21 protein-coding genes are annotated in these 20678 nt (G+C 58.0%); 8 read left to right on the top strand and 13 right to left on the bottom strand.

The features are described 5' to 3' along the window. Nucleotides 1-5: 5 nt before the first annotated feature. Together AC2FFE_RS12725 and AC2FFE_RS12720 are read right to left on the bottom strand one after the other, a co-directional pair. Nucleotides 6-365 carry a flagellar biosynthesis protein FlgN gene (locus AC2FFE_RS12725; protein ID WP_496819612.1) on the bottom strand — a complete coding sequence of 120 codons (360 nt, stop codon included), beginning with the start codon at nucleotides 363-365 and terminating at the stop codon, nucleotides 6-8. After that, nucleotides 355-621 (bottom strand): rod-binding protein, encoded by a 267-nt coding sequence (locus tag AC2FFE_RS12720; RefSeq protein WP_496819611.1) that lies wholly within the window; start codon nucleotides 619-621, stop codon nucleotides 355-357. The genes AC2FFE_RS12725 and AC2FFE_RS12720 overlap by 11 nt, the downstream gene beginning before the upstream one ends. 113 nt (nucleotides 622-734) lie before the next feature. Between AC2FFE_RS12720 and AC2FFE_RS12715 the strand changes: the two genes are divergently transcribed. From AC2FFE_RS12715 to AC2FFE_RS12705, 3 genes are all read left to right on the top strand, one after another. Continuing rightward, complete coding sequence (locus tag AC2FFE_RS12715) at nucleotides 735-1967, top strand: flagellar hook-length control protein FliK (protein ID WP_496846796.1); 1233 nt, start codon at nucleotides 735-737, stop codon at nucleotides 1965-1967. A gap of 2 nt (nucleotides 1968-1969) precedes the next feature. Continuing rightward, entirely contained in the window at nucleotides 1970-2632 is a 663-nt protein-coding gene (locus AC2FFE_RS12710) for a flagellar hook capping FlgD N-terminal domain-containing protein (RefSeq protein WP_496819609.1), read from the top strand. A 124-nt stretch (nucleotides 2633-2756) separates the two neighbouring features. Next, nucleotides 2757-3557: a phosphotransferase gene (locus AC2FFE_RS12705; protein ID WP_496819608.1), complete on the top strand. Its 801-nt coding sequence runs from the start codon at nucleotides 2757-2759 to the stop codon at nucleotides 3555-3557. Between the two features lie 7 nt (nucleotides 3558-3564). Here the strand turns inward: AC2FFE_RS12705 and AC2FFE_RS12700 are convergent, their stop codons facing one another. From AC2FFE_RS12700 to AC2FFE_RS12680, 5 genes are all read right to left on the bottom strand, one after another. Beyond that, nucleotides 3565-4866 (bottom strand): NAD(P)/FAD-dependent oxidoreductase, encoded by a 1302-nt coding sequence (locus AC2FFE_RS12700; RefSeq protein WP_496846795.1) that lies wholly within the window; start codon nucleotides 4864-4866, stop codon nucleotides 3565-3567. Beyond that, a complete protein-coding gene (locus AC2FFE_RS12695; RefSeq protein WP_496819606.1) occupies nucleotides 4863-5681 on the bottom strand; it encodes an ABC transporter permease in 819 nt (272 codons plus the stop codon). The genes AC2FFE_RS12700 and AC2FFE_RS12695 overlap by 4 nt, the downstream gene beginning before the upstream one ends. Then, on the bottom strand, nucleotides 5678-6568 hold the full coding sequence (locus tag AC2FFE_RS12690) for an ABC transporter permease subunit (protein ID WP_496819605.1): 891 nt from the start codon (nucleotides 6566-6568) through the stop codon (nucleotides 5678-5680). Before AC2FFE_RS12690 ends, AC2FFE_RS12695 begins: the two co-directional genes overlap by 4 nt. Beyond that, nucleotides 6568-7695 carry an ABC transporter ATP-binding protein gene (locus AC2FFE_RS12685; RefSeq protein WP_496819604.1) on the bottom strand — a complete coding sequence of 376 codons (1128 nt, stop codon included), beginning with the start codon at nucleotides 7693-7695 and terminating at the stop codon, nucleotides 6568-6570. The genes AC2FFE_RS12690 and AC2FFE_RS12685 overlap by 1 nt, the downstream gene beginning before the upstream one ends. A 66-nt stretch (nucleotides 7696-7761) precedes the next feature. Further along, nucleotides 7762-8847, bottom strand: a complete 1086-nt coding sequence (locus AC2FFE_RS12680; RefSeq protein ID WP_496819603.1) for a polyamine ABC transporter substrate-binding protein — start codon at nucleotides 8845-8847, stop codon at nucleotides 7762-7764. Between the two features lie 176 nt (nucleotides 8848-9023). Here AC2FFE_RS12680 and AC2FFE_RS12675 point away from each other — a divergent pair, with 176 nt between their 5' ends. Together AC2FFE_RS12675 and AC2FFE_RS12670 are read left to right on the top strand one after the other, a co-directional pair. Next, nucleotides 9024-9671 carry a GntR family transcriptional regulator gene (locus AC2FFE_RS12675; protein WP_496819602.1) on the top strand — a complete coding sequence of 216 codons (648 nt, stop codon included), beginning with the start codon at nucleotides 9024-9026 and terminating at the stop codon, nucleotides 9669-9671. Nucleotides 9672-9742: 71 nt separating this feature from the next. Further along, nucleotides 9743-11140 carry an aspartate aminotransferase family protein gene (locus tag AC2FFE_RS12670; protein ID WP_496819601.1) on the top strand — a complete coding sequence of 466 codons (1398 nt, stop codon included), beginning with the start codon at nucleotides 9743-9745 and terminating at the stop codon, nucleotides 11138-11140. Between the two features lie 111 nt (nucleotides 11141-11251). On the opposite strand, the gene AC2FFE_RS12665 is transcribed toward AC2FFE_RS12670, so the two are convergent. After that, complete coding sequence (locus tag AC2FFE_RS12665; protein ID WP_496846794.1) at nucleotides 11252-12745, bottom strand: MFS transporter; 1494 nt, start codon at nucleotides 12743-12745, stop codon at nucleotides 11252-11254. On the opposite strand from AC2FFE_RS12665, the gene AC2FFE_RS12660 reads away from it, so the two are divergent. Continuing rightward, entirely contained in the window at nucleotides 12746-13150 is a 405-nt protein-coding gene (locus AC2FFE_RS12660; RefSeq protein ID WP_299874990.1) for a MerR family transcriptional regulator, read from the top strand. A gap of 99 nt (nucleotides 13151-13249) precedes the next feature. On the opposite strand, the gene AC2FFE_RS12655 is transcribed toward AC2FFE_RS12660, so the two are convergent. Next, nucleotides 13250-14542 (bottom strand): lytic murein transglycosylase, encoded by a 1293-nt coding sequence (locus AC2FFE_RS12655; protein ID WP_496846793.1) that lies wholly within the window; start codon nucleotides 14540-14542, stop codon nucleotides 13250-13252. 90 nt (nucleotides 14543-14632) lie between these two features. Continuing rightward, the gene (locus AC2FFE_RS12650; protein WP_496819598.1) at nucleotides 14633-15346 is read right to left on the bottom strand and encodes a helix-turn-helix transcriptional regulator; all 714 of its coding nucleotides are present in this window, start codon (nucleotides 15344-15346) and stop codon (nucleotides 14633-14635) included. An 84-nt stretch (nucleotides 15347-15430) separates the two neighbouring features. On the opposite strand from AC2FFE_RS12650, the gene AC2FFE_RS12645 reads away from it, so the two are divergent. Beyond that, a complete protein-coding gene (locus AC2FFE_RS12645) occupies nucleotides 15431-16129 on the top strand; it encodes a glutathione S-transferase family protein (protein ID WP_496819597.1) in 699 nt (232 codons plus the stop codon). After that, nucleotides 16126-16512 (top strand): DUF1801 domain-containing protein, encoded by a 387-nt coding sequence (locus AC2FFE_RS12640; protein WP_496819596.1) that lies wholly within the window; start codon nucleotides 16126-16128, stop codon nucleotides 16510-16512. The genes AC2FFE_RS12645 and AC2FFE_RS12640 overlap by 4 nt, the downstream gene beginning before the upstream one ends. On the opposite strand, the gene rnr is transcribed toward AC2FFE_RS12640, so the two are convergent. The 3 genes from rnr to dapE are packed head-to-tail and all read right to left on the bottom strand — an operon-like array spanning nucleotide 16503 to nucleotide 20537. After that, entirely contained in the window at nucleotides 16503-18761 is a 2259-nt protein-coding gene (gene rnr / locus AC2FFE_RS12635; protein ID WP_496846792.1) for a ribonuclease R, read from the bottom strand. The two genes, AC2FFE_RS12640 and rnr, sit on opposite strands and share 10 nt — an antisense overlap. 57 nt (nucleotides 18762-18818) lie before the next feature. Continuing rightward, entirely contained in the window at nucleotides 18819-19394 is a 576-nt protein-coding gene (locus AC2FFE_RS12630) for a TIGR04282 family arsenosugar biosynthesis glycosyltransferase (protein ID WP_496819594.1), read from the bottom strand. A gap of 3 nt (nucleotides 19395-19397) precedes the next feature. Further along, nucleotides 19398-20537 carry a succinyl-diaminopimelate desuccinylase gene (gene dapE / locus AC2FFE_RS12625; protein ID WP_496819593.1) on the bottom strand — a complete coding sequence of 380 codons (1140 nt, stop codon included), beginning with the start codon at nucleotides 20535-20537 and terminating at the stop codon, nucleotides 19398-19400. Nucleotides 20538-20678 lie beyond the last annotated feature (141 nt).

Raw genomic sequence — 20678 nt, 5'->3', positions numbered from 1 at the left:
CCAAGCTAAGCCCGTTTTTCGAGCTTTGCATGGCTGCGAACTTTAAAGCCGCTGCGCTGCCCGTCAGCCCCATAGGTACTGAATTCCTGCCGCACCCGGCGCAGTTCGGCCATACGAGCGGCAACGGCGCGGATACCGTCTGCGGCGCTGTTCAACAAAGCCTGGTTGCGTTCGACCTTTTGCTGAACTCGAATCAGATCGACGCTGTCACGCACCTGCAAGTCATTGATCGCGCCAATCAGCTTCTCTTTTTCCGGCACCATGTGAGTCAGGCGATCCAGATCACCATCCACCAGCGCGGTACGTTCAAGATCCAAAATTTCTTCCAGGGATTTGATCAGGCTCATGCTTGGTTCAACCGTCATTGAACTTCTCCATCATTGATTTGAACAAAATTTCAGACAGGCCGACACCGCCCGACTGGGCCAATTGCTGGGCTTGATGCTGGACAAGGAAAGACGAAAACTGATCCTCACCCGCTCCGCCGCCGAATGAATCGCGCGATTCACCCAGCCCTGCAGATTTCAGCATCTCAGCCAGAAATGTCGCCTCAAGCTCGACCGCTGCGGCCTTCAGCTTATCGGCGGTTTGAACCGGTTGGGGCAGTGCCGTAACCTTCATCGCTTTCTCCGAAATTTACATCGAACTTTCTCGATCAAAGGTGAAAGCGGTTAAAATAAACGTAACTTCCTGCAGGCAGGTTTCCGATCAGACATGACGGAGCCCGGAGCAAAATGCCCAACCCGCTTACACCGATGACAGCTGCAACAGCCTCGACTGCCAAACCCGAGGCGAGCGCAGAGAAAGAGCGCCAGAACAGGACCGGGGCCCAGTTTCAGGATGTTCTGGATCAACAGGAAGCGCCGCCTGAACTGGAAATCTCGTCCGAAGATATGCCAGAGGAACAAGACGCCCCAATGGCGGCTGAAACCAATATCCCCTCGGTCAAAGGTGAGTCTTTGGACCCGGATGTAGCGATTTCTAACCCGACACCGCGTCCCGAAACTCAAAAACCTGTTGAGGTTGGGAAAACGGAGTTCGCAGTCACCCCAACACAAGCGCAACTTGGGAATGAGACTATGGTGCAGCCGCAGCAGGGACGGGGCGTGGTGGATGTTCCGCCAGAATCGGCACATAGCGAGATGTCCAAATCACGGATTGAGCCTGCTGACCCAACGCAGCAAGTTCAACCAAAGCCATTGGGGGAAACCCTCGTAGCTACAAAAGATGCGCCCAGTCGTCCCGACACCGGTGTGATCGCAATGCACGCTGCTAAAATGCAGTCAAAAGACAGATCCGCACAGGTTGATGCGGTGCCTGCTGACAAAGTACCGGATACCAATCCCGCCACCGTGCAACCGCAAAAGCCAACACATGCCGTACCGTCCCCGGCTGTCGGCATCAGTGTCGCGCAATTGCAATTGACAGCCTTTGCCCGGCAGCGTGATGCAGAACTGGCTGATAAAGTCGATGCCGCCGAACCCGTTGCTGCCTTGGGTGAGGAGCCCGTGTTGCAATCAACCCGCGATTCGACCGCACCACTCAGCGCACCTGCACAGGCGGCGCGAACCGAGGTTGCGCGGGCAATCGCGGGCCAGATGGCTGCAGCCATACAGGCCCGGCCTGGCTCGGGCGCAATCGAAATTGCCCTGAACCCCGAGGAGTTGGGACGCGTTTCCATCGTTCTGAATGGGCGCGAAGACGGGTTTCACCTGACCATAGCCACAGAACGGCCTGAAACCCTGGACCTGATGCGCCGCCATATCGCTGTGTTGTCTGAGGAGTTTCAGAAACTAGGCTATGGTGACCTGTCATTTGATCTCGGGGACTCCTCAGATTCGCCGCAAAACCCGCTCGGTCACCAAACCGCGAACAACTTCGATCTGACGCCTGAGGATCAGGGCGCGCAGGCTGCCCCGTTTCCGAAGAACACCGCCCCGGGCCGGGGCATTGATATAAGGCTTTGAACATGATCAATCCAACACAAGCCGCTCAGACATCGGTTCAGTCGCAAGCAACCTCGGGCTCCAAAACCAGTGCGATCGCCTCTGATTTTGAAACCTTTCTGTTGATGATGACAACACAAGCCCAGAATCAGGATCCGCTGGACCCGATGGATTCAGCCGAATACGCCTCGCAACTTGCGCAGTTTTCGATGGTGGAACAGCAGGTTCAGACCAACGATCTGCTGGCCTCACTCACCTCCAGCATGGGCAGCCTGAACCTGGGCGAACTGGCGAATTGGGTCGGCATGGATGTCCGGTCAACGTCCGGGTTCAGCTTCGACAGCCAACCGGTGACTCTGTTTGCAGCTCCGCATGAATCGGCGGACCAAGCCACCCTGACCGTTCGGGACGCTGATGGCAAAGTCGTTTCCACCTCGGATGTCCCGCTTGATCAGACCGAGTTTACCTGGGCCGGAACCGATTCTGATGGCAACCCGCTGCCGCCGGGGAACTACACTGCAACCCTCAGCAGCTATCAGGATGGAGAGCGGTTGTCTGAAACACCTGTCGCCTCATACGGCCGGGTTGTTGAGGCGCAGATTGGTACAGATTCGATCTTGCTGACCCTCGAAGGCGGGCAGATTGTTCCCACACACCAGGTGAGCGGGGTTCGATCAGGCGCTTGATCTGACCAGACGCACGGGCCAAACCTAAGCGGATCGCGATTCGCCCTTAGAACTGGTTTTGACCCTGCCAAGCTTCTCCGCCCCTCCGCCTGATCTTATCCAACAACTTTCTGATCAAAAGTTGGTGCAAAACGGTGCGCGTTTCGAAACCCTCTACGGCGGGCGAACCAATCAGGTCTGGAAGGTTCTGGGCGGAGATGCCGACCGCGTTCTGAAACTCTATCGATCCTCGTTGCAAAACCCGCTGTTTCGCAACGACGCCGCGCTAGAAGCACGATGCCTGACCGCATTGGAACCTACGGGGTTGGTTCCTCGCCTATGCGCTGCCGGTGGTTATCATGCAGATCATTGGGTTCTGTACGACCATGCGCCCGGCACACCTTGGAACGATGATCCCGCACCCGTCGCTTGGTTGCTTCGGCGATTGCATCAATCAACGGCTACAGTTCCAGCGCCAGAAGGCTGCAACGGGAGTGCAGATCTTGCCCGGCATGGGCAAGACATCCTTAATCTTTGTGCCCCCGAAACCCGAAACAAACTGCTGAGCCTTAGGCCAGATCATGAAGTCACTCCAACGGCGAACCTAAGCCTGATTCACGGCGACCCGGTGCCCGGCAATATTCTGGTCGCTGCATCCGGGCTGACTCTGATTGACTGGCAATGCCCGGCATTGGGTGACCCTTGTGAAGACCTGGCAATGTTCCTGTCCCCGGCGATGCAACTGCTCTATCGGGGTATGCCTTTGGACCGAGGTCAGGAAAACCGCTTTCTAAGCGCTTACGGAGACCCCGAAGTCCTGTCCCGATACGGACAGCTTCGACCGTGGTTCGCCTGGCGCATGGCCGCCTATTGCCTTTGGCGGGTAGAGAATGGTGCCCCAGATTACGAACATGGGTTTCAGCTTGAAGTTGAGGCGCTGCGTTAGGAATACGTCACCAATCAGCAACCGCCATGGCCGCATAGGCGGGCGGCAACAGCGCGCGCCGCATGCGCCCCAACGGGAACCGAGCGGGCGTTTGTGTCATCGGCTCTGGCAAGCCCGTCGCCTGCCCCAAAGCCAATCGCGCCAGCGCACGACCGCAATAGCTGCCCATCGCAACGCCGTTGCCATGAAACGCAAACCCCGCGAACATTCCGGGATATCCCGGAACGGCCCCTGCATAGGGCAACAGCGAACGTGACAGACACACCATACCCGACCAGATATGGGTGATATCGACATCGGACCATGCAGGGAACATCTGTCTGAAATCCCGCTGCACCTTATCTCGGATGGCCCTCTCGGACGCCTCGGAAGATCGCAGCCCCCCTCGCATTCCGAACAGAAACCGCCCATCCGGCATCAGACGGAAGTAATGCAGAAGATGCCGCGTATCATAGCACATTTGGTCTGAGGTCCAGCCCTGCGCCGCCTTTTCGGCCTCGGTCAACGGCTGAGTAACCAGAACCGTGGATTGCGCAGGCATGTACCGGCCTGACATCCAGTCTGGAACATCCTCGCTCGAATACCCGTTGGTGCAGATCAGCACCTGATCAGCCTGCACGCGGCCCGTGGGCGTTCCAAGTTCAAATCGCGAGGAGGTTTTCTGGACACTTTGCACAGGGCTGTTCTGATAAAATGCCGCCCCCAATGCGATTGCGGATCGCACAAGTCCAAACAGGTATTTCCGAGGATTCAAACCAAACCCGACCGGAGTCGTGTAGCCGCCATGAAACGGGCCGTTCAGACCCAATCCGGGTAAATCTTCTTTCTTATGCAGGGTGCCGCTTTGGTCTGCCTTTTTGCGCAATTTCGCCATCGCACGCGATGAATGCGCCAGCTGGGTCTCACCGACCGAATGCGTATCAGCCGCGATCTGATATTCCTCAAGCATGGCCGCAACCAACGCGACGGCATCATGTTCTGCTTGTTCATGAGCGGCGGCACTGTCCTGCCCAAAGCGGCGGGCTAAGGCGCTGTGGCTCAATTTTGATCCGCCCAGACAACAGAAACCGCCATTGCGCCCCGATGCGCCCCAACCTGGGGTTTCCGCTTCAAGCACGGCGACCGAAGCCCCTTCTTTGGCAAGGTGCAATGCAGCAGAGGTTCCGGTGAAACCGCTGCCGATGACGACGACATCTACACTCTGATCGCCGTTCAGTTCCTGCCAGTCAGGGCTGGGGCAGGTCTCATCCCACCAACACCCCTCGCGCGGGCCGGGGCCGTAGGTGTAGGCCGGATAGATGCGTTTCATTCGGCGCGGGCGGCGGCCATTTCATCCTGCCGCTGCCGCATCATCGCACGTTTCGTGACCAGCGATGCGGTGATCACCCCCACCGTGACAACTGCGATCATGATGGTCGAAAGCGCATTGATTTCCGGACTGACCCCAAGCCGAACGGCTGAGAATATCTTGATCGGCAAGGTCGTGGCCGATGGCCCAGACGTGAACGACGCTATCACCAGATCATCCAGCGACAGGGTAAAGGCCAGCAGCCAGCCCGAGATCACGGCTGGTGCGATGATCGGCAAAGTGACAAGGCGAAACGCCTGCGCGGGAGAACAGCCCAGATCCAATGCGGCCTCTTCCAAAGACTGATCAAATGTCACAAGGCGCGACGAGACGACAACCGACACAAAGCACATTGAGAATGTCGTGTGCGCCAGAACGATGGTCAGAATGCCTCGATCCAAACCGATCCCGATGAACAGCAACAGCAGGGAGAGGCCAGTAATCACCTCGGGCATCACCAGCGGTGCATAGATCATGCCCGAAAACAGGGTTCGCCCAAAGAATCGCCCCCCGCGCACCAGCACGTAGGCAGCGGCGGTGCCCAATATGGTGGCCAGCGTTGACGAAAACACCGCAACCCGGATCGTGACCCAGGCAGCGTCCAAAAACGCCTCGTTCTGGACCAGCTCACCATACCACTTAGTCGAGAAACCCGCCCAAACGGTTACCAGCTTGCTTTCGTTGAAACTGAAGATGATCAGGATGATCATCGGGATATACAGGAACGCAAACCCCAGCGTCAGCGAGACGGCATTAAACCAGCTTAGCCTGCTCATTGCTCGGCCTCCGTCTGTTTTTGCTGGTTGCGCTGGAACAGCACAATCGGAATCACAAGGATCAACAGCAGGACCACGGCCACGGCGCTGGCCACGGGCCAGTCACGGTTCGAGAAGAACTCTTCCCACAGAACCTTGCCGATCATCAGCGTACCCGATCCACCCAACAGCGACGGGATCACGAACTCACCAATCACCGGGATCATCACCAGGAAGCAGCCGGCGATGATGCCAGGGCGCGACAGGGGGATGGTGATCAGCCAGAACGCTTGCAGACGGGAACATCCCAAATCTTCGGCGGCTTCAATCAGGGATTCGTCCATCCGCTCCAGTGCCGAGTAGATCGGCAAGATCATGAAGGGCAGGTAGGTGTAGACGATACCGATATAGACTGCCGTATTGGTGTTCAGGATGGTCAGCGGGGTCGAGATGATACCCGTCCACAGTAGCAACTGGTTCAGGTAACCCTCATTCGAAAGGATGCCCATCCATGCATAAACGCGGATCAGGAACGAAGTCCAGAACGGCAGAATCACCAGCATCATCAATGTAGGCCGCCATTCTTCGGGCGCGCGCGCCATGCCATAGGCGATCGGATAGCCCACCAGCAACGTCAGAATGGTCGAAATCAGGGCAATTTTGACGCTGGATAGATACGCTTTCCAATACAGGTCATCCTCGGTCAGCCAGACGAAATTCTCGAAATCCAGCTGACTGAAGAAGTCCTTGATGCCAGCCCATCCCTGCGACAGGTCCAGCGTTGGCGTATAGGGCGGGATGGCCAGTTCCGTGTCGGACAGCGAAATCTTCAACACAATGAAGAACGGCACCATGAACAGTGCCAGCAACCAGACATAGGGCACAGCAATCAGCAGGGCACGGCGCATCAGTTCGCCAATAGAACCGCAGCCGTTGCTGTCCAGGACAGCCAGACCGGGTCTTCCCAAGTGAAGGATCGGCGCGAGATACGGCGCGTGTTGGCAGATTGCGCCTTAATGATCGTGCCGTTTGACAGTTCCACGTGATAGGTCGAGAGGTTACCAAGATAGGCAATGTCCAGCACCTTGCCCTGCACCGCGTTGATTGCTTCGGCCGGGCGATCGGTCGAGATTGTCACTTTCTCGGGCCGGATTGCGAGATGGCAGGATTGACCATTCGAAAGCTCAGTGCCCGATGTCGCAGTCAGGGGTGCCTGTCCTTCGGCCCAATCGATCTGATAGGTCTCATCACCTGTCGATGTTGCACGACCTTCGATGATGTTCACATCTCCGATGAAGTCGGCCACGTAGACCGAGTTCGGGTTTTCATAGATTCGATCCGGCGTGGCGACTTGCATCAGTTTGCCCTGATCCATCACCGCCACACGGCTGGCAACGGTCATCGCCTCTTCCTGATCATGGGTAACGATCACAAAGGTGGTGCCGGTTTTTTCCTGAATATCCATCAGTTCGAACTGCGTGTCCTGTCGCAGTTTCTTGTCCAGCGCGCCAAGGGGTTCGTCCAACAGCAACAGCTTCGGAGCCTTCGCCAGCGACCGTGCCAAAGCGACCCGCTGCCTTTGTCCACCCGAAATCTGGTGCGGTTTACGACGGGCGAACTGTTCCAAACGAGTGAGGCGCAACATTTCCTCGACCCGATCCTCCAGATCATGCTTGGGCATGTTATCCCGGCGCAGCCCAAAGGCAATGTTGTCCCAAATGCTGAGATGCGGGAACAGCGCGTAGGACTGGAACATCATATTCACCGCCCGCTTATTCGGCGGGATCGGATCAATGTCTTGTCCACTCAGCATGATGTGTCCCTCGGTCGGGGTTTCGAACCCCGCCAGCATTCGCATCATCGTGGTCTTGCCACAGCCCGATGGGCCGAGCAGAGCAAAGAATTCCCGTTCGAAAATGTCCAGCGACAGGTTGTCGATGGCAGTGAAGCCCCCGAACCGTTTGGTGACATTCTGGAACTGGATCAGCGGTTTCGCCTGTGGGTCTTCCCACGGCGCAAAGACATCAGAGTTCAAAGCGGCCCCCGTATTTCTGTACGGCAAAGAAAAACGCGGGGCGTTGTTTCGCCCCGCGCCGCAAGATCAGGTGCCTGACTTGATCTTGGTCCACAGGCGGGTCACGACCCGCTGTGTTTTCGACGGATAGGGCGTCGTGATATAGAGGTTCTGCATCGTCGCATCATCCGGATAGATCGCCGGATCACCGATCACGTCTTCCTCCAGAAATTCCTGCGAAGCCTTGTTGCCGTTTGCGTAGTACACATAGTTCGACGCGGCAGCCATGTTGTTGGCGTCCAGGATGAAGTCCAGGAACTTGTGCGCACCCTCGGGATTGGGCGCATCCGCAGGAATGGCCATTTGGTCGAACCACATCAGCGACCCTTCGGCGAAGGGGTGGTATTCAATCTCGACACCATTGTCGGCCTCGGCCGCACGGTCCCGCGCCTGAAGGATGTCACCCGACCAGCCGACGGCCACACAGATATCGCCATTGGCCAGCGCATTGATGTATTCCGAGCTGTGGAATTTCTGAATATGCGGACGTACCGCCATCAGCACCTCTTCGGTCTTGGCGATGACATCCGGATCATGGCTGTCAGGATCCTCACCCAGATACTGCAGTGTCATCGGTATCATCTCGGCAGGCGCGTCCAGGAAATGCACACCGCACGAGGCCAGCTTCTCCATATTTTCGGGTTTCAGGACAAGGTCCATGCTGTTCAGGACCACGTCGTCGCCTAAAGCTTCTTTGACCTTGCCAACATTCACACCGATGCCGGTGGTGCCCCACATGTAGTTGATGGAATAGGCGTTGTTCGGATCATAGCCTGCAGTGCGATCCTGGATCACGTCCCAAAGGTTGCCAGCGTTCGACAGTTTGGCGGCATCCAGTTCCTGAAACGCGCCAGCCTGAATCTGACGTTGCAAGAAAGTGCCGGACGGCACCACAACATCATAGCCTGACCCACCGGCCAGCATCTTGGTTTCCAGAACCTCGTTACTATCGAAGACGTCATAGATCAGCGTCAGGCCGGTCTCTTCTTCGAACTTCGCCAGCAGGTCCTCGTCAATATAGTCGGACCAATTGTAAACACGCACCTCTTCGGCAAAGGCTGCCGAAGTCCCCAATGCGATGACCGCTGTCAGCGTCAGCGTTTTGATTGTCATTTTTTTCTCCCTGCAAATGTCCGGGTATTTTCCCTGTTTTTCAGATTTGATCAAGTTTTGCGTTTTTTGATGGTAACGACTATGGTTCCACGAAGGGTTAAACCCCGCAAACCATAGGTATCGAAACTGGAACCAGCCCATTGGATTTGATCAAAAATAAAGCAAATGCAGCACAGATGAGTGACACAAAAAGCCCCGTGCATGAGCAGGTCTATCACACCCTCAAATCGCAAATCCTGTTTGGCGATTTGGTTCCGGGACAACCGGTTACAATCCAGGGTTTGGCCAATGCTTTGGGTGTTGGCATGACACCGGTGCGCGAAGCGATTCGGCGGTTGACCTCTGATGGGGCACTGGTGTTTCAGGGGAACCGCCGGGTCAGTGTTCCATTGATTTCCGATTCGGATATCGCCCAGATGAAATTCGCCAGAAGCGCAATAGAATCAGAGCTTTCCAGACGCGCAACCACAAATCTAAGCCCTGCTGGGATTGATGAGCTAGAGCGAATTGACCAGCGTTTGGACAGCATGATCGACGAAGGCGATATCGGCGGTTATCTTCGCTTGAACTATGCCTTCCACAAAGCGCTTTATGCCCATGCGGATGCCCCGATTCTACGCGATCTGGCCGAGCGGATGTGGCTCAGATTCGGCCCGTCCTTGCGGGTTGTCAGTGGCCGATTCGGCACGCAGAGCCTGCCAGATCGACACAAGGACATCATCGCGGCACTGCGCGAAGGCGATGCCGAAAAGGCTGCATTGGCCACCGCACAAGATGTTGAACAGGGGATGGAGCTGATGGTCGGCGCGCTGACCCCTGCCTGAATCGCGCGATTCGATTGACAGACAAAAATTTGATCATATTGTGACCTGCAACTGCTTTAGGAGGTTTCAGGATGTCCACCATCACCAACCATATGCCCACCGCTGAGTTACAGGCCCTGGATGCGGCCCATCACCTTCACCCGTTCTCGGCCAATGGTGCATTGGGGCAGGAAGGCGCGCGCGTCATTACCCGCGCCAAAGGCGTCTACCTGACTGATAGTGAGGGCGAAGAGATCCTGGACGCAATGGCCGGTCTGTGGTGCGTGAACATCGGCTATGGGCGCGACGAACTGGCCGACGTTGCCGCGCGTCAGATGCGCGAGCTTCCCTACTACAACACGTTTTTCAAAACCACCCACGTGCCCGCCATTGCTTTGGCGGCCAAGATTGCCGAGCTGGCGCCCGGTGACCTAAACCACGTCTTCTTTGCCGCAGGTGGTTCAGAGGCAAACGACACCAACATCCGTCTTGTGCGCACCTATTGGGCAGAAAAAGGTCAGCCTGACAAAAACATCATCATCAGCCGCCATAACGCTTACCATGGTTCATCGGTGGGCTCCGCTTCGCTGGGCGGAATGGCCGGAATGCACGCACAGGGTGGCATTCCGATCCCGAATATCCACCACATCAACCAGCCGAATTGGTGGGCCGAAGGGGGCGACATGACGCCCGAAGACTTTGGCCTGGCCCGTGCGCGTGAGTTGGAAGAGGCAATTCTGGAACTGGGTGAAAACCGCGTAGCCGCCTTTATCGCCGAACCGGTGCAAGGCGCTGGCGGGGTCATTGTCGCGCCGGATACCTATTGGCCCGAAGTTCAGCGTATTTGTGACAAATACGATATCCTGTTGATCGCCGACGAGGTCATCTGCGGCTTCGGCCGTACCGGCAACTGGTTCGGGTCGCAAACCGTTGGGATCAAACCCCATATCATGACCATCGCCAAAGGCCTCAGCTCGGGCTACGCGCCCATTGGCGGGTCCATCGTAAATGATGAGATTGCCGAGGTGATTGGGGGCACCGAGTTCAACCACGGCTACACCTATTCCGGGCATCCGGTCGCAGCAGCAGTTGCCCTGGAAAATCTGCGCATCCTCGAAGAGGAACGAATCGTCGACCACGTCCGCGACGTAGCCGCGCCTTATCTGAAGAAAAAATGGGAGGCTCTGGCCGATCATCCGTTGGTGGGTGAGGCCAAGATTGTAGGCATGATGGCCTCGATCGCACTTACGCCCGACAAGGCAAGCCGCGCCAAATTCGCCTCGGCCCCCGGCACCGTTGGGTATATCTGCCGCGACCGCTGTTTTGCCAACAACCTGATCATGCGCCATGTGGGCGACCGGATGATCATCTCTCCACCACTTGTCCTGACTCCGGCGGATATCGACGAGATGTTCGTACGCATCTACAGATCGCTGGATGAAGCACAGGCCGAGATCATCGCACAGGGGCTGATGAAGGCGGCGTCTTAGTTGGTTGATCCCGGTTTATAGTGAAGGCGGCTGTGATAGCCGCCTTTTTCTTTGGGGTCTGGTTTGGCGACAATGTCGGCTCGGAGCCCACTTTACCAAATGCTGCGCTGCTTATGAATGTCCTGTTCCCTGTCGCGTGACGTTGGTTCGGTGCGAAAGAACTGAAAGCAGAACGACACCAAGTATCAGCAGACTGCACATCGCAAAGGTTCCCGCCATGGCAAAGCTCACTATGGGTGTCCGGCCTTCGATGCCAGACTCAAAGAAAGCCAGAGACCAAAATACTGCGCTGACTGATCCGGCCCCGAGGATAAAGCCAAAGTTGCGGCTGAGATTGAGGATGCCCGACGTTACGCCCCGATCTTGTTCTGACGCACTCTCCATCACCGAGGTGTTGAGCGCGGCTAAGAAAACCTGGTAGCTGGGTGCCAGCAAAATAAAGGCCAGAATAAATCCGCCAAGGCCGAGCAGATAAGGCAGCGTCGCCATGGCAGCGCATGCAAAGGCCATTGCAGACGCGCCTGCCGTCACCGCGTAGCCTGTCCCCACTTTCTCTGTGAACCGCCCTGCTGGAATGCCGCTCAGCGCCGACGATATGGGGCCGACAGACATCGCCAGGCCCATTTGCGCGGTCGTTAATCCAAGTCCATCCATGAGGAAAAAAGGCCCAACCACCAACATGCCCATCATAACGAGTGAAACGATAACGTTCATCGCAAGGCTTATGCGCAAACGGCTGGAGCGTAGGAGATCAAGAGGGATGATGGGTGAAGAACTGCGGGTCTCGATCACATAAAGCGCCATCAATGCGCCAATCGCCAGGGCTGCGAGCAAACCATCTGTGACGTCGAACCCATTGACCAATTCAGACATGAGGAACGTTAGGGCAGTGAGGAAAGCGGCCAATGCACCCGCTCCAGGAAGATCAACCGAGCCTTTCTCCGCCTGTCCTGCGCTGCCTCGAATCCAAACGAGGCAAAGCACGAGTGTTGCCAGAGCAAAAGGGACTTGCAGAAGATACACCGAACGCCAGCCGAAAGCGGCCGCAGCAGCAGCCCCAATCGCAGGGCCTGAAGCCGTTCCAATGGCTGACATGGTTCCTAGCACGCCCATCCAACGCCCGATTTGGCCAGAAGACACCAGATCGCGCACCATCGCCAAAGGCATCGCCATCATGGCCGCTGCACCTGCGCCTTGGACAAATCTGCTGGCGATCAAAGCCGTCAGCGTTGGCGCGAGGAACGCAAGAACTGCGCCAAGAGTAAAGAGGCACAAGCCCGAAGCCAGCACAGTGCGCTTGCCATAGAGATCGCCTGCGCGCCCCATCGGCACGATAAGGGCTGTGACGGCAAGGATGTACATCGAGACAACCAGTGCCGGGTTAGGGCTCTGGCCACCAAAGGCGAACGATACGTCCGGTAACGTTACGGCAGCAGAACTTATTCCATAAGCTGCAAGCATGATCGAGATGCCAGGCCCCGACAGCACCGCCAGCGTTCTTTTTGGGTCGGTAGATAGAGAGGCATTGGTCAATTGAACGCTCCATTGCAAATTCGGAGCAGTCACCCTACAACTTGAAGTCAAGTTTAAGTCAAGAGGTATCATATGACAGCACTCTTGGATATTGCTGAGGTGTCAGACCGGTCTGGCATAAGCCCCTCCGGCCTCCGCTATTATGAGAAAAGGAAGCTGATCGAAGCCGTCGCCCGCAACGGGCTACGTCGTCAGTATGAGCCAACAGTCCTTCAAGAACTGGCGCTCATCAACCTGGCCAAATCCGCAGGCTTCTCGCTTGATGAGATCGGCTCCGTTTTACGCCGACCCGGGACGACAGTATTACCTCGCGACGCTCTGGTCGATAAGGCAGGCATGTTGGAAGAGCAAGCTGAGCGGCTGGTCAACCTCGCGAAGATGCTGCGCCATGTCGCGGACTGCCCGCACCAGGATCATTTCGAATGCTCTCGTTTCAAGAAGTTGTTGAAAGTCGCAACAAGAATTTGGAAAGCATGAACTGGCAATTCCCAAAGTTGCCGTTGGAAGCTTGAAGGCCAATGACAACTTCGTCCGCGTTGCAGACCCCGCAGCAACTCAAATCATTCACCTCCCCAATCACCGCAACCGTTCCAACAGGTTCAACGTTGGGTACCCGTCCGGCACCAACCCTTGAGCCAATTGATAGGCCCGTACGGCGTTGATGGTGTTTGGTCCTGTCCGCCCATCGATGCCCTGCGTATCAAATCCCGCTTTGGTCAGTCGGGTTTGAAGCTCTTTTTTCTCGGTAAAGCTCAGCACCCGGTCGCCCCGTGGCCAAGGGGCCTGAAACGGTGCGTGGCCTGCCAGGCGGTCGGACAGGTGACCAATGCCGATGACATAGGCATCAGCACCGTTATAGGTCTCAATCACACTGAAGTTGCCAAAGATCATCAAAGCAACGCCTTGCCCACCAGCCGGTAGTAGGATCGCAGCAAGCCCGTGATCGGGAACCGGTTCGCCATCACGCCCGACCACGCCCAAAGACGCCCATTCGGACGGCATCAAACTATAATCGCGTTTGGCCGTGGCATAATCGAACCCTTGGGGCAGGCGAACCTCAACACCCCAAGGCTGCCCTTTGATCCAGCCGTGCCGGGCCAGATAGGCCGCCGCCGAGGCCAGTGCGTCGGTCGGATCATCCGACCAGATGTCGCGCCGCCCATCGCTATCGAAATCAACCGCATGATCCAAATATGAGGTCGGCATGAACTGCGTATGCCCCATCGCCCCGGCCCAACTGCCGATCATCCGGCCCGCGCTGACATCGCCTGCCTGAATGATCTGCAAAGCTGCGATCAACTGGGTTTCAAAGAAGGATGCCCGGCGTGCATCAAAGGCCAGTGTCGCCAAAGACCGGATCGTCGGGTTGCTGCCGCGATAGGTGCCGAACGATGTCTCTAACCCCCAGATTGCGGTCACGACCTCTTTCTCGACACCGTATTGCGCCTCGATCCGCTTTAGGACCTTTTGGTGCCGATCCAGCGCCGCGCGCCCGTTTGCGATGCGCGTATCCGAGACGGCGCTGTCCAGATACTCCCAAATCGGTTTTGAGAATTCAGCCTGATTGCGATCCCGCCTTATGACATCGACATCATAGGACAGGCCCGCCAATGCGTGGCCCAGCGTAGATTGCGAGATGCCCTGATCCCGCGCCCGATCCGCAAACGCACCTAACCACGCCTGAAATCGCGCATTCCCACCCGAAGACGCCCGCACGACCTCAACCTCGGGCCGGGGCACCGGACGCAGGGATGTCGTAACATCCGCCGAAGCCAATTGGATTTCGCCACCCACAGGCCGAATCTCGGGCCTGGGGGCGTGTTCTGTCGCTGACGCCTGCACGATGGATGCCCATAATGCGGCGGTCATGACGCCACCTATGCATTTATGCATTCCGATTTTTTTCCTGAGTACTGCTCAACCCCAAGGATAGCGCAAAATCAGCAATTCTCAAAGGTCTTAGCTGTTTTCGTCCTGTTCATGTGCGGCGCGTTTTGAACGGATCTGGGCGAGAACATCGCGCAGCATTGGTATACGATTCGGGCGAAAGCTTTGATCTGTCACCAACATTTCGCGCATGCGATCCAACCGAAAGACACGAAAATCCCGCCTGAGATGGCACCAACTGAGCAAGACATTCGAACGGTCCATGTACACGATGCTCAAGGGGTCCACCCGCCTGCGGGTCTCATCCCCCTTGGCATCGGTATATGCAAATTCGACTGTGCGTTCATCCCATGTGGCCTGCCGCAGATCGGCAACTTCGATGGTGGGCGCAGGGGGTCGGTTAAATCGCGTCGCCGCCAATACCGCGTGGCTCAGCCTGTGGGATTGGCGCGGTGGCAGCCGTCCTTGAAGTTTGCGCAACGCGGCGCTGGCAGCATCAGCCAGTGCCGGATCGCCGATTACCTGCACTTCGCGCAGACCCAGGACCAGCGCCTCAAGCTCATCATCGGTAAAACCTAATGGCGGCAGGGTTGCGTCTTCGATCAGGGTGAACCCGAATCCGGCCTCACCATCTATAACCGCGCCAAGGCCGCGCAGCGCATCTATATCGCGGTGTATCGTGCGGGGCGACACATCAAGATCGTCCGCCAGTTGGACCGAGGTTTTCGGCGACGGGCCAGAGCGTAAGGCTTGCATCAGCTGGAACAGGCGGGCAGTGCGGGACATATCGGATGTTAGCCTACCTCTAATGTCAGAAACTGTCATCAGTCGTGTCTAAGGTCCGGCCATCCCCAATGATGGAGCTTATTAATGCTGACCCTTCTGACTTACCCTTCAGCGTTCGGCCTATTTAGTGCCAGCCCGTTCTGCGTGAAAACAGCGCTGATGCTGCAACAGTCTGGCCAACGCTGGCAGCGATCCGACATGCTGGATCCCCGGAAAATGCCACATCAGAAACTGCCAGTGCTGCGCACGCCCGAGCGTCTGGTACCCGACAGCGATCTGATCCGCGATTGGCTGGAACAGCAAGGGGCTGACTTCGATGCTGGTTTGTCGGACATTCAGAAGGCGCAGTCCCGCGCCCTGATCCGCATGGCAGAAGAGCATCTGTACTTCCAGATCGTTCTGGACCGCTGGGGCAATGACGAGGCCTGGCCCATCCTGCGCGAAACCTTTTTCACCGGCATTCCGGCCCTGATCCGCAAACCAGCTTCGAATTCGATCCGAAAATCTGTTCTGAAAGGACTTACAGCGCAAGGCATTGGTCGCTTTTCTCTGAACGAGCGCCTGGAAAGGATCGAGCGTGATCTCGAGGCGATCTCGGCCTATCTGTGGCAATCACCCTTCCTGTTGGGAGAGCAACCAACCGCAGCAGATATGAGCGTTGGCCCCATGCTGGCCGCAATGCGCGCAACACCCGTTGAAACACCGCTGACCCGGCGCATCAAACAGGATAACCTGCTCAACAGCTATATAGACCGGATGGAACAGGCCGTGCCGCTGTCATGACGCAGATTGAAGACCCCGCCATAGCAGCCGTTTTTGCGGCCTTACCGTCGGAAACGCGCGCCGGGGCGTTTGCCCTGCGTGATCTGATCTTCGAGACAGCCAACGCCCTGCCCCGCGCACAACCGCTGCAAGAGGCTCTGCGGTGGGGTCAGCCTGCCTATCTGGCCCCCAAAGGCTCGACCATTCGGTTGGGCGGGCACAAGTCTGCGTCATTTGCCCTGTTCGTACATTGCCAAAGCCGGTTGATGGGGGACTTCACAACCGCCTTTCCCGATGAGGATCGGATTGAAGGCAACAGGGCGGTGCTGTTCGACGATGTGGATCAGATCGACCCGACCCGCCATGGCTGGTTGATCGCGCGGGCCCTAACGTATCACCTCTGACGGCGTTTGCGTTCGACCTTGCGCTTGATCTTGTCCTTCTTGCGCTTGGTACTGACTGCCTTCCGTCGCATGCCCCGTTTGGCAGGGCCGCCCCCGCGCGGCAGGGCCTGATCGTCGATTGACAGCAGCTCCAGCTCCAGCCCACCTGTCACCGGGGTTGCCTCGGTCAGGCGCACGGTGACGCGTTGGCCGATGGCAATGATCAGGCCGGTGTCCGACCCCATCAGCGTTCCGGCCTCGCGGTCGAAATGGAAGAACTCACGCCCCAGTGACCGCACGGGCACCAGCCCATCAGCACCGGTCTCGTCCATCTTCACGAAGGCCCCGAACCGCGCAATGCCACTGATCCGGCCTGAGAATTCATTGCCCACCCGTTCGCTCAGATAGGCCGCTAAATAGCGGTCGGTCGTGTCGCGCTCGGCCATCATCGAACGCCGTTCAGTGTTCGAAATATGAGTGGCGGTTTCGTCCAGCCGCATGATTTCATCCTCGGTCAGCCCATCCTTGCCCCAGCCATGGGCCGAGATCAGCGCACGGTGCACGATCAAGTCGGCATAGCGCCGGATGGGCGAGGTGAAATGCGCATAGTTCCGCAGCGCCAGCCCGAAATGGCCAAAGTTCTCAGGGTTATAGTAGGCCTGCGCCATCGACCGCAGTGTGGTAAGGTTTATCAGCTCGGCATCTTCGGTTCCAGCTGCGGCGTTCAGCAGGGCGTTCAGGTGACGGGTTTGCAGAACCTGACCCTTGGCAAGGTTCAGGCCGGCGGCTTGCGCCGTTTCACGCAAGCTCTCCAGCTTTTCGGGCGCGGGTTCTTCGTGGACGCGGAACAGCAGTGGCCGACGTTTCGCAATCAGCGTTTCAGCCGCCGCGACATTGGCGAGGATCATGAACTCTTCGATCAGCTTATGTGCATCCAAACGGTCGCGGAAGGCGACGCTGGTCACCTCTCCCGTGTCGGACAGAACGATCTTGCGTTCGGGCAGGTCCAGTTCCAGTGGTTGCCGCGCCGCACGCGCGGTTTTCAGCGCGGCATAGGCGGCGTAGAGCGGTTTCAGAACCGTCTCTAGCAGCGGCCCGGTGCGGTCGTTAGGAGTGCCGTCGATGGCCTCCTGCACCTCGGCATAGTGCAGCGACGCGGCGGAGCGCATCAAACCACGCACGAAGCGATGGCCGATCTTGTTGCCCTCGGCGTCGATCTGCATACGCACGGCGATACATGCCCGCGGGACGCCTTCGTGCAGGGAACACAGATCACCGGACAGGCGATCCGGCAGCATCGGCACGACACGATCCGGGAAGTAGCTGGAGTTGCCGCGTTTGCGCGCCTCGCGGTCCAGCGCGGTGCCCGGCTGAACATAGGCGGCAACGTCGGCAATCGCGACCCAGATCACATGGCCGCCGAGGTTCTTGGGGTCGTCATCCGCATGCGCGTAACATGCATCATCATGGTCGCGCGCGTCTGACGGGTCGATGGTCAGCAACGGCATGTCCCGAAGGTCCTCGCGGCCCTTCAGGCCAACGGGTTTGGCCTTGTCGGCCTCATCAATCACCTTGTCAGGGAAATCATCCGGGATGCTGTGTTGGTGAATGGCGATCAGCGACACGGCCTTGGGTGCGGTCGGATCGCCCAGACGTTCAACGATGCGCGCGCGGGGCAGCCCCATGCGGTTCTTGGGCCCGGCCTGTTCGGCCTCGACCAACTCACCATCCTTGGCCCCATGCACCGCGCCTTCTGGCACCAGCCATTCCGTTGAACCGGCCTTGTCGATAGGCACGATCCGCCCGCCCTCGGCCCCCTTGCGATAGATGCCGACGATCTTGCGCGGGTTCGTCCCAATGCGACGGATCAGGCGCGCCTCGTAGTTGTGGTCTTCCTCATGTACCACGGTCAGGCGGGCCAGAATGCGGTCGCCCTCGCCCAGCGCCGGATCGCTGGCGCGGGTGATCAGCAGAACGATCGGCTCGACCCCGTCCCCATGCCACTCCAGAGGCCGCGCGAACAAGTCGCCGTCTTCATTCGGGGCCTTCACCTGCAGCACGCTGACCGGAGGCAGGCGGTCCGGGTCGCGATAGCTGCGCTTGCGCTTTTCCAGATGCCCCTCGGCCTCAAGCTCCTTGAGGATGCGCTTCAGATCGATCCGATCCGCGCCCTTGATGCCAAAGGCCTTGGCGATATCACGTTTCGAGGTCAGGGTGGGGTTCGCTGAGATCCAGTCAAGGACCTCCTGCTTGGTGGGAATGCTACTCATATCTTTGGCCTAGCACGCGCATGCAACCGCGTCATGACCAAAAAGTGCCCCTTTGGCTCAGCCGTGCAAATCAGCGACGGTATCCACGTCGCGCAGTTCGTCCAACAAGGCGACACGACAGCCGGGAACTGACGCTAACGTGTCGGCTAGCGCATGTTCTGTCGACCAGCGCACATCCCGAAACAAGCCCACCGGCAACGCGCCATAGCGTTGCGCACCGACCAGCCAATAGCCGCCATCCGGGGCCGGGCCGAACACCATTTGCGAACGACCCAATGCCTTGAACGCGTCCGAGATATGACAGCGCGCGATGCCCGGAATATCCGCCCCAATCAGGCAAACCGGCCCATTTGGCATCCCGCGCAGCATCCGCCCCATACGGTCACCGAGATCGCCCCTCCCCTGCGCGGCACGTGGCAGATCGGCGGGCCAGATGCGACTGGTCAGCCCTTCGGCGTCGGGGGAAACCGCCAACACAATCTGCCAACGCGGATCGCGCAGCCGACGGATCAGAGAGCGCGTCTGATGGCGAAACCACCACGCCGCACCAACCATGCCGATATCGCGCCCCAGTCGAGTTTTGACGCGACCCGGACGCGGCTCTTTGACCATGATGACCAGAGTGCGCTGCATCGGTCAGGCAAAATAGTCCGTCAGAATACGCGTATAAATCGCCTTCAACTGCTCGATCTGGGCCACCTCGACACATTCATCGACCTGATGCATGGTACGACCGACAAGCCCGAACTCGACCACCGGGCAATGGTTTTTGACAAACCGCGCATCCGAAGTGCCACCGGTTGTCGACAGTTCGGGTCGCACGCCCGTTTCGGCCTCAACCGCCTGCGCCACCAAATCGGACAGTGCGCCTGGCGGGGTCAAAAAGCTTTCGCCCGAGATTTTGATTTTGGTATCCACCTCAACGCCGTACTCTTCAGCCACGCGCGCCGCTTCAGCCTTGAGCCAGTCGCTTAGACCTGCACCGGTATGCGTGTCGTTGAAGCGGATATTGACGGTGCCGCTGCATTGCGCGGGGATGACATTTGTCGCGGGATTGCCGGTGTCGATTGTGACAACGGCGAGCGTAGACGCATCGAAGTGATCGGTGCCTTGGTCCAGTTCATGACTGGCCAGCCGATCCATAAGCCGCACCATGGCTGGTAATGGGTTCCTGGCCCGATGCGGATAGGCGGAATGCCCCTGAACCCCCGTCACTGTGAACCATGCAGTCATTGACCCACGCCGGCCGATTTTCATCACCTCGCCCATCCGGTTCGGGCAAGTGGGTTCGCCAACCAGACACACGCTCATCTTTTCGCCAGCCTGATCCATATGATCAAGCAGGGCGGTGGTACCATCCAACGCGTCAGCTTCTTCGTCGCCCGTAATGGTCAGGATAATCGCCCCGTTGGGTGGCGTGTCGCGCACGAAATCAATCGCCGCAGCTGAAAAGGCGGCAACGCCCGATTTCATATCCGTCGCGCCGCGCCCATACATCACACCGTCATGAACCTCGGCCCCGAAGGGCGGTTTGGTCCAGGCCGCCTGATCCCCCACAGGCACTACATCCGTATGGCCGTTGAAGCCAAACGTCCGCGCGTGCCCCTTGGCACCCCAACGGGCGAACAGGTTACTGATGCCACCGCGATCCACGCGGGTACATTCGAACCCTGCCTCCGTTAGGATATTCTGCAGCAGGACAAGCGCTCCGCCTTCATCAGGTGTGACCGATGGGCAACGGATCAGGTCTGCCGTCAGTTGAACTGCATCGGTCATATGTGGGCCTCGCTGTTGGTCATGTGTTCAGGTTCGTGCACAGATTCAACGAATTGGCAGGATTGCCAAGGCCAATCCACAAAAATTATCGCACTGAACAAGCGATGTATCAGTCTGAGAGCGCAATAAAACATGCCGATT

The organism is Ruegeria sp. YTSA168 (genome assembly GCF_059610045.1).
This window is presented reverse-complemented; position numbering and strand designations above follow the sequence as displayed.

What these genes read in the sequence shown, in the direction of transcription:
- AC2FFE_RS12650 (WP_496819598.1), bottom strand. Translation starts at nt 15,346, where the DNA reads ATGTCCCGCACTGCCCGCCTGTTCCAGCTGATGCAAGCCTTACGCTCT.
- AC2FFE_RS12710 (WP_496819609.1), top strand. Translation starts at nt 1,970, where the DNA reads ATGATCAATCCAACACAAGCCGCTCAGACATCGGTTCAGTCGCAAGCA.
- AC2FFE_RS12645 (WP_496819597.1), top strand. Translation starts at nt 15,431, where the DNA reads ATGCTGACCCTTCTGACTTACCCTTCAGCGTTCGGCCTATTTAGTGCC.
- rnr (WP_496846792.1), bottom strand. Translation starts at nt 18,761, where the DNA reads ATGAGTAGCATTCCCACCAAGCAGGAGGTCCTTGACTGGATCTCAGCG.
- AC2FFE_RS12655 (WP_496846793.1), bottom strand. Translation starts at nt 14,542, where the DNA reads ATGACCGCCGCATTATGGGCATCCATCGTGCAGGCGTCAGCGACAGAA.
- AC2FFE_RS12640 (WP_496819596.1), top strand. Translation starts at nt 16,126, where the DNA reads ATGACGCAGATTGAAGACCCCGCCATAGCAGCCGTTTTTGCGGCCTTA.
- AC2FFE_RS12700 (WP_496846795.1), bottom strand. Translation starts at nt 4,866, where the DNA reads ATGAAACGCATCTATCCGGCCTACACCTACGGCCCCGGCCCGCGCGAG.
- AC2FFE_RS12630 (WP_496819594.1), bottom strand. Translation starts at nt 19,394, where the DNA reads ATGCAGCGCACTCTGGTCATCATGGTCAAAGAGCCGCGTCCGGGTCGC.
- dapE (WP_496819593.1), bottom strand. Translation starts at nt 20,537, where the DNA reads ATGACCGATGCAGTTCAACTGACGGCAGACCTGATCCGTTGCCCATCG.
- AC2FFE_RS12695 (WP_496819606.1), bottom strand. Translation starts at nt 5,681, where the DNA reads ATGAGCAGGCTAAGCTGGTTTAATGCCGTCTCGCTGACGCTGGGGTTT.
- AC2FFE_RS12660 (WP_299874990.1), top strand. Translation starts at nt 12,746, where the DNA reads ATGACAGCACTCTTGGATATTGCTGAGGTGTCAGACCGGTCTGGCATA.
- AC2FFE_RS12690 (WP_496819605.1), bottom strand. Translation starts at nt 6,568, where the DNA reads ATGCGCCGTGCCCTGCTGATTGCTGTGCCCTATGTCTGGTTGCTGGCA.
- AC2FFE_RS12720 (WP_496819611.1), bottom strand. Translation starts at nt 621, where the DNA reads ATGAAGGTTACGGCACTGCCCCAACCGGTTCAAACCGCCGATAAGCTG.
- AC2FFE_RS12715 (WP_496846796.1), top strand. Translation starts at nt 735, where the DNA reads ATGCCCAACCCGCTTACACCGATGACAGCTGCAACAGCCTCGACTGCC.
- AC2FFE_RS12680 (WP_496819603.1), bottom strand. Translation starts at nt 8,847, where the DNA reads ATGACAATCAAAACGCTGACGCTGACAGCGGTCATCGCATTGGGGACT.
- AC2FFE_RS12675 (WP_496819602.1), top strand. Translation starts at nt 9,024, where the DNA reads ATGAGTGACACAAAAAGCCCCGTGCATGAGCAGGTCTATCACACCCTC.
- AC2FFE_RS12725 (WP_496819612.1), bottom strand. Translation starts at nt 365, where the DNA reads ATGACGGTTGAACCAAGCATGAGCCTGATCAAATCCCTGGAAGAAATT.
- AC2FFE_RS12670 (WP_496819601.1), top strand. Translation starts at nt 9,743, where the DNA reads ATGTCCACCATCACCAACCATATGCCCACCGCTGAGTTACAGGCCCTG.
- AC2FFE_RS12665 (WP_496846794.1), bottom strand. Translation starts at nt 12,745, where the DNA reads ATGATACCTCTTGACTTAAACTTGACTTCAAGTTGTAGGGTGACTGCT.